At 33.0% G+C, this 12,590-nt stretch carries 14 protein-coding genes; 13 read left to right on the top strand and 1 reads right to left on the bottom strand.

Going from position 1 to position 12,590, the window contains the following annotated elements:
* Positions 1-2 precede the first annotated feature (2 nt).
* The 12 genes from sppA (at position 3) to EV02_RS00670 (ending at position 10,710) form a co-directional block, all read left to right on the top strand.
* Positions 3-812, top strand: coding sequence for a signal peptide peptidase SppA (sppA, locus tag EV02_RS00615; protein ID WP_032520317.1), 810 nt, complete (start codon positions 3-5; stop codon positions 810-812).
* A gap of 6 nt (positions 813-818) precedes the next feature.
* Entirely contained in the window at positions 819-1,202 is a 384-nt protein-coding gene (gene aroH, locus EV02_RS00620; protein ID WP_080724868.1) for a chorismate mutase, read from the top strand.
* A 67-nt stretch (positions 1,203-1,269) separates the two neighbouring features.
* Entirely contained in the window at positions 1,270-1,848 is a 579-nt protein-coding gene (locus EV02_RS00625; RefSeq protein WP_032520316.1) for a DUF2808 domain-containing protein, read from the top strand.
* Between the two features lie 30 nt (positions 1,849-1,878).
* Entirely contained in the window at positions 1,879-2,016 is a 138-nt protein-coding gene (gene rpmH / locus EV02_RS00630; protein WP_025973407.1) for a 50S ribosomal protein L34, read from the top strand.
* Positions 2,017-2,028: 12 nt separating this feature from the next.
* Positions 2,029-2,415 carry a ribonuclease P protein component gene (locus tag EV02_RS00635; RefSeq protein WP_032520315.1) on the top strand — a complete coding sequence of 129 codons (387 nt, stop codon included), beginning with the start codon at positions 2,029-2,031 and terminating at the stop codon, positions 2,413-2,415.
* A complete protein-coding gene (locus tag EV02_RS00640; protein WP_032520314.1) occupies positions 2,412-2,834 on the top strand; it encodes a PH domain-containing protein in 423 nt (140 codons plus the stop codon). The genes EV02_RS00635 and EV02_RS00640 overlap by 4 nt, the downstream gene beginning before the upstream one ends.
* 62 nt (positions 2,835-2,896) lie before the next feature.
* Positions 2,897-4,039 carry a membrane protein insertase YidC gene (gene yidC, locus EV02_RS00645; protein ID WP_032520313.1) on the top strand — a complete coding sequence of 381 codons (1,143 nt, stop codon included), beginning with the start codon at positions 2,897-2,899 and terminating at the stop codon, positions 4,037-4,039.
* A 14-nt stretch (positions 4,040-4,053) separates the two neighbouring features.
* Positions 4,054-5,520 (top strand): AAA family ATPase, encoded by a 1,467-nt coding sequence (locus tag EV02_RS00650; protein WP_032520312.1) that lies wholly within the window; start codon positions 4,054-4,056, stop codon positions 5,518-5,520.
* Between the two features lie 122 nt (positions 5,521-5,642).
* The gene (serS, locus tag EV02_RS00655) at positions 5,643-6,920 is read left to right on the top strand and encodes a serine--tRNA ligase (protein ID WP_032520311.1); all 1,278 of its coding nucleotides are present in this window, start codon (positions 5,643-5,645) and stop codon (positions 6,918-6,920) included.
* Between the two features lie 9 nt (positions 6,921-6,929).
* Positions 6,930-8,009, top strand: a complete 1,080-nt coding sequence (rseP, locus tag EV02_RS00660; RefSeq protein WP_032520310.1) for an RIP metalloprotease RseP — start codon at positions 6,930-6,932, stop codon at positions 8,007-8,009.
* Between the two features lie 62 nt (positions 8,010-8,071).
* A complete protein-coding gene (rpsN, locus tag EV02_RS00665; protein WP_012008067.1) occupies positions 8,072-8,374 on the top strand; it encodes a 30S ribosomal protein S14 in 303 nt (100 codons plus the stop codon).
* 170 nt (positions 8,375-8,544) lie between these two features.
* Positions 8,545-10,710, top strand: coding sequence for a polyribonucleotide nucleotidyltransferase (locus EV02_RS00670; protein WP_032520309.1), 2,166 nt, complete (start codon positions 8,545-8,547; stop codon positions 10,708-10,710).
* Between the two features lie 3 nt (positions 10,711-10,713).
* On the opposite strand, the gene EV02_RS00675 is transcribed toward EV02_RS00670, so the two are convergent.
* Positions 10,714-11,613: a 3'(2'),5'-bisphosphate nucleotidase CysQ gene (locus EV02_RS00675; RefSeq protein WP_032520308.1), complete on the bottom strand. Its 900-nt coding sequence runs from the start codon at positions 11,611-11,613 to the stop codon at positions 10,714-10,716.
* Between the two features lie 3 nt (positions 11,614-11,616).
* Between EV02_RS00675 and rsmI the strand changes: the two genes are divergently transcribed.
* Positions 11,617-12,480: a 16S rRNA (cytidine(1402)-2'-O)-methyltransferase gene (gene rsmI / locus EV02_RS00680; protein WP_032520307.1), complete on the top strand. Its 864-nt coding sequence runs from the start codon at positions 11,617-11,619 to the stop codon at positions 12,478-12,480.
* Positions 12,481-12,590 lie beyond the last annotated feature (110 nt).

Genomic DNA, 12,590 nt, shown 5'->3' with positions numbered 1-12,590 from the left:
GAATGATTTGGCCTTTTAGACGAAAGTCAAAAAAAAGAATAGCTCGTATAGTAATTGATGAGCCTATTACAAGTTCAACAAGAGTTTCAGTCCTTAAAGCTCTTAAACAAATTGAGGATAGAGAATTTCCTGCTTTAATCGTGAGAATTGATTCTCCTGGGGGTACTGTTGGGGATAGCCAAGAAATATACTCTGCTATTAAAAGACTAAAAGATAAAGGATGTAAAGTCATTGCTAGTTTTGGGAACATCTCAGCATCAGGAGGTGTTTACATTGGTGTTGCATCTGACAAAATAGTTGCTAATCCAGGCACAATTACAGGGTCTATTGGTGTGATTATAAGAGGAAATAATTTATCTGAATTATTAGATAAAATCGGCATTAAATTTGAGACTGTTAAAAGTGGTGTATTTAAAGACATACTTTCTCCAGATAAACCTTTAAGTGAGGAAGGTAGAGCTCTACTACAAGGGCTTATAGATGAAAGTTACAAACAATTTACTGAAGCTGTTGCTGAAGGAAGAAATTTACCTGTTGAAGAAGTAAGAAAATTTGCTGATGGAAGAATTTTCACTGGAACACAAGCACTCGAACTTGGTCTTGTTGATAAGGTTGGAGATGAATTTGTTGCAAGGGAACTAGCTGCAGAAATGGTTAATATTGATCCTAAAATTCAGCCCTTAACATTTGGGAAGAAGAAGAAGAAAATACTTGGACTTATTCCTGGAAGTAGAATGATTGAGAAAATTATCAATATTATCTTTTTTGAGTTTGACTCATCTAATAAAGTACTTTGGTTATACAAGCCTTAAACATATATGTATAAAAAAATGGAAGATGATTATAAAATTACATTTATTCGTGGTGCTACAACAGCATCTGGGAATACTATTAGTGAAATAGAAGTTGCCGTAGTGGAATTAATTGATGAATTAATTTCACGCAACAAACTAATTAAGACGAACATATTATCCATTACATTCACAGCGACAAAAGATTTAAATGCATGTTTCCCCGCTTCAATTGCAAGGAAATTTAATGGTCTTGATTCAGTTGCGTTTTTAGACTGCCAACAAATGCACGTATCTAATGATGTTGATTTTTGTATAAGAATAATGGCTCAAGTTTTATTGCCACCAAATCATGTAATAAAGCACCCTTATTTAAAAGGAGCTGCAAAATTAAGGACAGATAGATGTTAACCTGAGTGAAAAATATTTTCCGCTTTAAACTACAGCAAGAACCAACCTTTTAATTTCCATCCTCTAAATGTTTAAAATTACAAAGAAAATCACTTTAAATCTTAAAATTTTAAGGTTTTTTATTCTACCCACAATCTTAGTCTCAACTCCTTTTTTTAATAATATTCAAGATGCTAAAGCGGGTTTGGAATTTCAATGGAACCAAGACGATAGTTTTAGACGATTAAAGTGGTTTCAAAAAGAAGATAAAAGGAAATTTAGAAATACAATTTATTTTTTCTTAAGGCCATCTGATAGAAGAACTGATCTCTTAAAAATTAATCTAGCAATTCCTAAGACCTTTAAATCCACGCTAAAAAATGAAAAAATTAGCTTTTGCAAAGTAAAAATTGGTGGTTTTGAGAGTAGAACTAAATGTTTAGAAGACATTCCAGCTGATTTCGAAATTAAGACTAATGAATCAGGTTTACGTTCACTAGATATTTATCCCTACAGCCCAATTCCCTATAACAAAGACAGTTATGCGATAGTCCTTAAAACCTTTAATCCAAAAAGATCAGGTTTATATCAATTTCATTCATATGGGCAACCTAAAGAAAAATCATTTTCAAGTTATTTAGGAAGCTGGACTATAGTGATCGATTAAATGATAAATTAAATAAGGATAAATAAACAAATGACTAAAAGAACTTTTGGCGGAACTTCAAGAAAAAGAAAACGTGTATCTGGTTTTAGAGTAAGAATGCGTTCTCATACAGGCAGAAGAGTTATTAAAAGCAGAAGACAAAAAGGTAGAGAAAAAATAGCTGTATAAATTTTAATTTAAATGGCCTTACCTAAGGATATGCGTTTAAAAGGTCATAGGACTTTTAATTATATTCACAAAAATTCCATAACATATCATGGGAAATTAATGACGTTTAAAGTTGCAAGATCAAATCCATCAATACTTTTAACCCATAAGTTCAAAATTAACTCAAACAATTTTAGGGTTGCAATTGCTATAAGCAAAAAAGTTTCAAAAAAAGCTGTAGAAAGAAATAAATTAAGAAGAATTCTTCAAGAGTGGTTATTAACAAACATCCAAAAAATTAATAACCACAAACCTTATTGGTTACTTGTTAACCTTAAATTTGGGGATTTCTGCAATGATAAGAGTAGACTTTTGGAGGAATTTCAAAACTTAATGTTCAAATCTCGTCTAATCAAATGATTAACATGAATGAAGAAACCTTTTATGAAGGTGGACCTGCTAAAAGTGATTTAATAATAAATCTACTAGCAGCAATAACTATACTTGGTTTGCCATTTACCTTTGCCGCAATAGTTAGAGCATTGTGGTTGAGATATAAAATTACAAACAAAAGAATTACAATCGATGGGGGCTGGTTTGGCAAAAACAAAACACAAGTCTCATTAAGTAACATTGAAGAAATCAGATCTATACCAAGGGGATTCGGTTCATATGGTGACATGGTGCTTATCCTTAACGATGGTTCAAAGGTTGAAATGAAATCATTACCTTTATTCAGAGAAAAGCAAAAATTTATTGAAGAGAATATAAATAAAAGATCTCAAATACCAAACCTCAACGAGGTAGAAGGATTTGCTACTAAATCCCAAATAAATTAATTACAAAAATCTTTTTTTCCTGTAAAATAAATGTTTAATAAAATTACACTCTCTTTAATATCGTGATAGGGTTCATTTCTGAAAAACTACTTATCCCGATTCTAGATTTTTTCTACGGTTTAGTCCCTAGTTATGGTTTAGCTATTGTTGCATTAACAGTTGTAATTAGAATTGCACTTTTCCCTCTAAGCGCTGGGTCTATTAGAAGCGCAAGGCGGATGAAGATCGCTCAACCAGTAATGCAAAAGAGGCAAGCAGAAATAAAATCTAAGTTTTCTGGTGATCCAAAGAAACAGCAAGAAGAACTTGGAAAATTAATGAATGAATTTGGCAGCCCCCTCGCAGGTTGCCTTCCCTTGATTGTCCAAATGCCCGTGCTATTTGCATTGTTTGCAACCCTAAGAGGCTCTCCATTCGCTGATGTCCCCTACAGCATAAATCTCAAAGTCGTCCCACAGGAGCAAGTAGCAGCAATTGATCCAAAACCTTACAAATCCCCAAGACATTCTATTTTTATTACAGAAAAATCACATTTTCCTGTAGTAGCCGAAATCCCTAGTGGAACAAAATTAGGAACAGAAGAATCCATAAAAGTAAATTTACAAACAACAAATGGCAATAGCTATTCGGAAGTTTTATCTAAATACGAAAATGGATCAAAATTCCTCCCCAGTTGGAAGGTTTCTAAAGGTTCCGAAAATCTTAAAGTTTCTCAAGACGGTACAGTAACAGCAATTAAACCTGGAGATGCAACAATCGAGGCTAAAATCCCCGGTCTAGCTGCTAAAAGTGGTTTTTTATTTATTAAAGCTCTTGGTCAAGTTGGTTTTTATGTAGATGGAGCAATTAATTGGGATATTGCTGCATTAGTAGGTGCCTTTGGATTAACCTTACTTCTTTCGCAAGTTTTATCAAGTCAAGGGATGCCTGCGAATCCACAGCAATCAACAGCAAATAAAATTACACCAGTTATGATAACTGGAATGTTTCTGTTTTTCCCACTACCTGCCGGAGTCTTACTCTACATGGTTGTTGCTAATATTTTCCAAGCATTTCAGACTTTTCTTCTTAATAAAGAAGCTCTTCCTGAGAATTTACAGAAAATTTTGGATCAACAATTATTAGCAAAAAATGAAGTAATAACAACTTCTGCTTCAACTATCTCAGATAAAAGATTACCTTTCGAACCTAACAGTAAAAAATAGTCTTAATCTAAATAATGAATTCTTGGTGCAGAAATTTAGAATTACTCATAAAATCAAGAAACTCATTAATTTGGATCAGGACTAAAGAAGAGGAAAGATTAGAAAAATTAGTTAATTTATCTTGTGAAAGACTAAATATAAAAAGATTCGTTTCCTGGGATTGTGTTAGCGGTATAAAAGGATTAATAAATGAAGAAGGTAAATTTCCTAACAATCCGTTAGGAGTACTTAATTGGCTTAAAGAACTAAATTCTGAAGTTTCAACAGCTTTATTAGTTAAGGATTTTCATAAATTTTATGATGACCCATCTATCATTAGAACTATTAAAGAACTATCACTAGTGCTTAAAAAAACTTGTCATAGTTTAATTATTAGTTCTCATTTATTTCCATCATCAGAAGAGTTGGACGAATTAATGGCAATAGTGAATTTACCTTTACCTGATCAAGGAGAATTGAAAAATCTAATCAAACAAATTGCTATCAATACCAATTCAAATTTAGAAGAACAAGACTTAAACGAACTTTCTATAGCTTCAAGTGGACTTACCGAAATAAAAGTAAAGCAAATCACTGCAAAGGCCCTTGCTCAAAGAGGGAAAATAAGTAAAGAAGATATTAAAGATATTCTGGAAGAGAAAAAACAAGTAATCGCCAGAAGTGAAATTTTAGAATTTTTCGAAGCTAAATCAAGTCAAGATGATATTGGTGGTTTAAATGTTCTAAAATTTTGGCTTAATCAAAGATACAGGGCCTTTTCTAAAGAAGCTAGAGACTATGGATTACCTATTCCCAAGGGAGTCTTACTCATTGGAGCTCAAGGAACAGGGAAATCGCTAACCGCAAAATCAATTTCTAAGAGTTGGTCGATGCCGCTGCTTAGGCTAGATGTTGGAAGACTATTTTCTAGCCTAGTTGGTTCAAGCGAAGCAAGAACAAGGGAAGCAATATTAAGAGCAGAGGCCATGTCTCCTTGTATCCTTTGGATCGATGAAATTGACAAGGGCTTTGGTGGCGATGCCAGAAGTGATGGAGGAACAAGTCAAAGGGTTTTGGCAAGTTTGCTAACGTGGATGGCTGAAAAAGAATCAGCTGTATTTGTCATTGCTACCGCTAATGCTATAGATAAACTTCCTGCTGAATTATTAAGAAAAGGTAGATTTGATGAGATATTTTTTCTTGATTTACCAAACTCTAAAGAAAGATTAAGTATTCTGGATTTGCACTTAAAAAAAAGAAGACCAAGTTACAGTTTTCCTCTTTCCACTATTATAGACAGAACAGATGGATTCTCAGGTGCAGAACTTGAACAAGCAGTGATAGAGGGGATGCATATTTCATTTTCTGAAAATAGAGAACTTATGGAGAAAGATTTAATAAAGGCGGTTTCTGAATTAGTTCCCTTATCTAGAACAGCTAAGGAGCAAATTAATTTACTAAAAGAATGGTCAACTACAGGGAGAGCTCGATCTGCATCATAGTTAAAAAATCTTATCTAAAAATACTTTGTAAGTTAGAAATCATTAATTTAGTTAATTTTTAGTCAAAAATCCCTAATATTGAATTTAGATTAACTATTTTAATTAAGGTATAAAAAAAAATAGTGTTAGATCAAAAATTAATAAGAGAAAATCCAACTTTAGTTGAAAAAAGTTTATCCCTAAGAGGAAAAGTTTTTAATATTTCCCATATACAAGAATTAACTCTTCAAAAAAAAGAAATTGATATAGAAATATCAAGTCTCCAATCTGAGAGTAAAAAGTTAAGTAAATTGATCGGTCAAGAAATCAGCAAATCTAAAAATAATGATTCTCCAGAAGTAAATACTTTAAAGAAGAAAGGAAATGCATACAGAACCAAAATTTCAGAATTTGAAGAGAAAAAAAGAACCTTAGATAAAAATATACATATTGAAATTTGCAATTTACCAAATTTACCTAGCAAAGATGCTCCTATTGGAAAAGATGAGAGTCATAATGTCCAAATAAAAACTTGGGGAGATCCGTTAAAAACAGAAAATCTTAAATCTCACTGGGAAATAGGCGAAAGTCTTAATCTTTTTGACTCTGTCAAATCAACTAAAATATCAAAAAGTCGTTTTATTACACTTATTGGGAATGGGGCCAGATTAGAGAGAGCATTAATAAATTTTATGCTCGATATGCATACTAGCAATGGTTATTTAGAGTTAATGCCTCCAGCTTTAGTGAATTCAGAAAGTCTTACCGGATCTGGTCAATTACCTAAATTTTCAAATGAAAGTTTTAAGTGTTCTAACGACGACCTATGGCTTTCTCCCACTGCTGAAGTTCCACTAACTGCTTTTCATAGAAATGATATTATTGATCTCAAGAAATTACCCCTTAAGTATGTTGCATATAGCCCATGTTTTAGGAGAGAAGCTGGTAGTTATGGAAAGGATACAAAAGGTTTAATAAGACTTCATCAATTTAATAAAGTTGAACTATATTGGTTTTGCGATCCAAGTAAATCTATAGAAGCTCATAAAAAGATCACCTCTGATGCAGAAAGTATTTTAAAAAAGCTCAATCTACCTTACAGACTAGTTGATATTTGTACTGGAGACTTAGGTTTTTCTTCAAGCAGAACTTTTGATCTTGAAGTCTGGCTACCAAGTAGTAAATGCTACAGGGAAATTTCAAGTTGTAGCAACTGTTTAGACTTTCAAGCTCGCAGATCCTCAATAAGAGCAAAAATTGATAAGAAAAATACATATCTGCACACTTTAAATGGTAGTGGGCTTGCTATTGGAAGAACTATGGCTGCTATTCTAGAGAATGGCCAACAAACAGATGGGAGCGTTAAAATTCCAGATGCTCTAGTTCCATATTTTGGATCAAATATTTTAAAAACTGCTTAAGATATTTAAATGAACGTTTTAACCTCAATTACAGTTCTGGGATTTCTCATATTTTTTCATGAGATGGGACATTTTCTTGCGGCAATATTGCAAGGTATATATGTTGATGGATTTTCAATTGGTTTTGGACCATCAATAATCCAGAAAAGATATAAAAACATAACCTATTCACTTAGAGCCTTTCCATTAGGGGGATTTGTTTCCTTCCCTGATGAAGAAATAAATAATATTGACCCTAAAGATCCAAATCTTTTAAAAAATAGACCAGTTGTTCAAAGAGTGATTGTTATATCCGCTGGGGTAATTGCTAACTTAATTCTTGCCTATACTATTCTGATCGTAAATTTAACTACTATTGGAATTCCATTTGATCCCGAGCCTGGTATTTTAGTTTTGGCTACTCAGCCCGAGAAGGCTGCTTCTCTTGCTGGATTACAAGCAGGAGATAAAATCTTAAAAATTGAAAGCAATACTTTAGGAGTTGGAGATCAAGCAGTTACTGCTTTAGTAAAGGAGATTCAAAATGCATCTGAGCGCCCTATTTCTATAACAATTGATAGAGATGGAGTTCTGAAAGATTTAACTTTGTTCCCAAAAAACATAAATGGAAAGGGTACAATAGGTGCTCAATTACAACCTAATATAAAAAAAGGGACTAAAAAGACAAAAAACATATTTGAACTTTTTAAATACACCAATAATGAGTTTTCATCACTTTTGATAAAAACAATACAAGGTTATAAAGGATTAATTACAAATTTCTCCTCTACAGCTCAACAATTAAGTGGGCCCGTAAAAATTGTTGAAATTGGTGCTCAACTATCACAACAAGGAGGAACTGGAATATTATTATTTGCAGCACTTATTTCTATAAACTTAGCAGTTCTAAATTCTTTACCTTTACCACTATTGGATGGGGGACAACTTGTTTTCACTTTGATTGAGGGCTTTAGAGGAAAACCAGTTCCAGTTAAGGTACAAATGGTAGTTACTCAATCAAGTTTCTTTCTTTTAGTTGGGCTAAGTGTTCTACTTATCATAAGGGATACTAGTCAACTTTTAATTGTACAAAGATTATTAAACCAATAAATAAATTTTTAAAATTGTTATCCAGGCTGTTAAAATAAGATTTAGTTAAAAAATTCTATTAAATGGCTAAAAAGTCCATGATTGCGAGAGAAGTCAAACGCAAAAAGCTTGTAAAGAAATATGCTGCAAAAAGAAAATCATTATTAGATGAATTCAATGCTGCAAAAGACCCAATGGAAAGATTAGAAATACATAGAAAGATACAGGGTCTGCCAAGAAACTCTGCCCCAAACAGAGTTAGAAATAGATGTTGGGCAACTGGCAAACCAAGAGGAGTCTACAGAGACTTTGGTCTTTGTAGGAATCAGTTAAGACAAAGAGCTCACAATGGTGAGCTTCCTGGGGTAGTTAAATCAAGTTGGTAGTACAAGTAATATTTTTGTATCTTTATTATCTACCGTAAGATACAAAATCTGCCCAATTAAAATTCATTTTGGAACAAATTTAAGAATTTTTATAGCTTATCTAAATAATTTACTCAATATGTCCCTATAAAATGTAAGAATAAGTCATGTATAGATTAATAATTTAAAAAGTGGAAGGACAAAATAAGTCGATCACGTTTGACGGACGAGAGATACGACTAACTACAGGACTATATGCTCCTCAAGCAAATGGATCAGTAATGATTGAGTGCGGTGACACCTCTCTATTAGTTACAGCAACAAAAAATATAAAAAAAGATCCTTCAGACTTTCTACCTCTAATTTGTGACTATGAGGAGAAACTATATGCTGCTGGAAGAATTCCTGGTGGTTTTATGAGGAGAGAAGGCCGCCCTCCAGAAAGAGCGACTTTAATAGCAAGATTAATTGACAGACCAATGAGGCCACTTTTCCCGTCATGGATGAGAGACGAGATACAAATTGTTGCCTCTTGTCTTTCTCTTGATGAAAGAGTTCCAGCAGATGTTTTAGCTGTTACTGGGGCTTCAATAGCAACTTTAGTTGGAGAGATTCCATTTTATGGGCCAATGGCTGCGGTTAGAGTTGGCCTAATAGGAGATGACTTTATCTTAAATCCAAGTTATAGAGAAATAGAAAAAGGAGATTTAGATATTGTTGTTGCAGGTTCACCTGAAGGCATTGTGATGATTGAGGCAGGTGCTAACCAATTATCGGAGCAAGATACTATTGAAGCTATAGATTTTGGTTATGAAGCAGTTACTGAACTTATTAAATCTCAAGAAGATTTATTAAAAGACTTAGGAATAAAACAAATTAAGCCATCTGCTCCTGAAGAAGATAAAACATTGCCCTCTTATTTAGAGAAAAATTGTACAAAACCGATTGAGTTAATTTTAAAGAAATTTGATCTTTCAAAGGAAGAGAGAGATCTTGAACTCGAAAAAATAAAAGTAGAGACGCAAGCCAAAATCGAATCTTTGAAAGAGGACAATCAATTAAAAGTTCTTTTATCAGAAAATGATAAGTCATTAAGTGTTGACTTTAAAAAACTTACCAAGAAATTAATGAGGTCGCAAATCATTAATAATGGGAAAAGAGTTGATGGAAGAGATCTCGATGAAGTAAGAAAAATATCTGCTTCAGCCGGAATTCTTCCCAAAAGAGTGCATGGATCGGCTTTATTTCAAAGAGGTTTAACCCAAGTTTTATCTACAACTACATTAGGTACTCCGAGTGATGCTCAAGAAATGGACGACCTCAATCCAAGCACAGAAAAAACTTATCTTCATCACTATAATTTCCCTCCATATTCAGTAGGAGAAACAAGGCCGATGAGAACTCCTGGAAGGAGAGAAATTGGCCATGGAGCATTAGCTGAGAGAGCAATAATACCTGTATTGCCTGGCAAAGAAACATTTCCTTATGTGCTTAGGGTAGTTAGCGAAGTTTTAAGTTCCAACGGATCAACTTCAATGGGTTCCGTATGTGGGAGCACGCTTTCATTATTGGATGCAGGCGTTCCTCTCAAAGCACTTGTAAGTGGTACTGCCATGGGCTTAATCAAGGAAGGTAAAGAAGTACGAATTCTTACAGATATTCAAGGCATTGAAGACTTTCTTGGAGATATGGACTTTAAAGTTGCAGGAACTGATAAGGGTATAACTGCTTTACAAATGGATATGAAAATTACAGGTTTACCAGTCTCTATTATTTCTGATGCGATTAAAAAAGCACGTCCTGCAAGATTACACATTTTAGAAAAGATGCAAGCAGCAATAGACAAGCCTCAAGAATCACTTTCTCCTCATGCTCCAAGACTATTAAGCTTTAGAATTGACCCTGAGCTTATAGGAACAGTTATTGGACCAGGGGGAAGAACTATTAAAGGAATCACTGAAAGAACTAATACAAAAATAGATATAGAAGATGGTGGGATTGTTACTATTGCTTCTCATGACGGAGCTGCTGCAGAAGAAGCTCAAAAGATAATAGAAGGATTAACCCGCAAGGTACATGAAGGTGAGATCTTCTCTGGAGTTGTAACAAGAATAATACCTATAGGTGCTTTCGTGGAAATATTGCCAGGTAAGGAAGGAATGGTTCACATATCCCAACTATCCGAAGCAAGAGTTGAGAGAGTCGAAGATGTAGTTAGACAAGGAGATGAGGTGACCGTAAGAGTTAGAGAAATTGATAGCAGAGGAAGAATTAATCTTACCTTAAGAGGTGTAGGACAAAATAATGGAATGTCTTATCCAGAACCAACCCCTACTCCAGTTGCTCCGCTCAATTAAAAACTAAAGAGGATAAATTCCGTTATCGTCGATAATTTTCTTTATTTCGAGACAGATACTCTCGTGGGTATTCCTATTACCTGTTGCGACTATAACGCCCCCTTGATGGAAACTTTTTTGCCCATAAGTAAGTTCTTGATTATTTAAATTTGTAATTGCGCCACCAGCTGCTTTCAGAATAGATTCTGGTGCAGCAAAATCCCAATCTTTTGGAGAGCTTTTCCCAAGTAAACTTAGACAAATATAAATATCACTTTCTCCATTAACTATAGATGCTATTTTGCAGCCAATGCTTCCCATTATTTCCACTTTGCAAAAATTAATTTTTTGAATTAATTTTCTCAGGATTTCATTTCTATGATTTTTACTTGTAACTAAAGTCATGTCTTTAAGATTCTTATTATTAAGAAGATTTGGTTTATGTTTTGAACCATCTCTTTTTTCGCACCATGTTTTTTCCCCATCTGTAATCCATAATTGATTTTTTTCTGGAATCAAAACAAATCCTAAATATGGTTTTTGTTTAAAGTTCAATGCCAAATGCATTGCATAGTTACCTGTTCCCTGGATAAAATCTTTCGTTCCATCAAGAGGATCAAAAACCCATATCCAATCATTTTTGGTAACAAAGTTATTTGAAGTTTTAACATTTTCTTCACTCAAAATATCCCAGTTAATATTTTTATATTTTTCATTTATTCTCTTGATAATCAATTCATTGACTTTCAAATCAGCTAATGTAACAGGATCATTTTCATTATTATTTTGGAGAATATTTCTTTTTGCCTGTGAATCTTCTAACAATTTAGAATAATAAAGCAAAATATCTGCCGCCTCCCAGCTGAAAATCCTCAGATCATCGATAAGATTATTAATATCTACACCAGAAGGTAAGTTAACCATAAAATGAAAAATAATTCCTCATTATCCCACAGAAAAGAAGAACCTGAAAACGGTACTTTATATATAGTAGGTACGCCAATAGGTAATTTAAACGATATATCACAAAGAGCATTAAATATTCTTAAAAACGTTTCTTTAGTTATTTGTGAGGATACACGACAAACAAAAAAATTAATGAATAAATTTAGTATTTCTAATAATTTAATAAGTTTTAATAAAGAAAATTCTCTAAATAAAATTTCAAAATTAATTGAGGAGTTAAAAACAGGAAAATCAATTGCACTTGTGAGTGATGCGGGTATGCCAGGAATTTGCGATCCTGGAGAAAATTTAGTAAGTGAAGTCAAATCAGAAGGAATAGGGGTTATTTGCATACCTGGAGCATGCGCTGCAATTACCGCACTAGTCTCTAGTGGCATACCATCTTCTAAATTTATATTTGAAGGTTTTCTTCCAAAGAAAAATATTGATAGAGAGAAAATTCTTTTTGAAATTAGTAAAAGTGAAAAAACTACTATAATTTACGAATCCCCCCATCGACTCAAAAAATTATTACTTGATTTATTAGAGTTTTGTGAAGGAGAAAGAGAAATCATGGTAGCTAGAGAATTAACTAAAAAATTCGAAGAACATATTGGGGACAATATTAATAATGCAATAATGTACTTTCAAGATAAAGAAGTAAAAGGTGAAATAACTCTTGTTATTAAAGGTAGAAAAAAAGAACAACAACAAGAACTTGACAAAGCTGATTTAAAAAGAGATCTCAAAGAGTTAATGAAGGCGGGGTTAAGTCTATCAGCTGCTTCAAAGTATTTGGCTAAAAAAAATGGCATAAAAAAAAGCATAATTTATAATTTAAATTAATGATTATTTATAAAAATAAATGTCCCTTACATTGAAAAAAATATTTTTTGCAATAACGTTCAATTCCTGTTTATTTTTTTTGTTGATGATTGGCATACAAAATAGTTCTA

This window comes from Prochlorococcus marinus str. SB, assembly GCF_000760115.1.
Taxonomy (GTDB): domain Bacteria; phylum Cyanobacteriota; class Cyanobacteriia; order PCC-6307; family Cyanobiaceae; genus Prochlorococcus_A; species Prochlorococcus_A marinus_D.
This window is presented reverse-complemented; position numbering and strand designations above follow the sequence as displayed.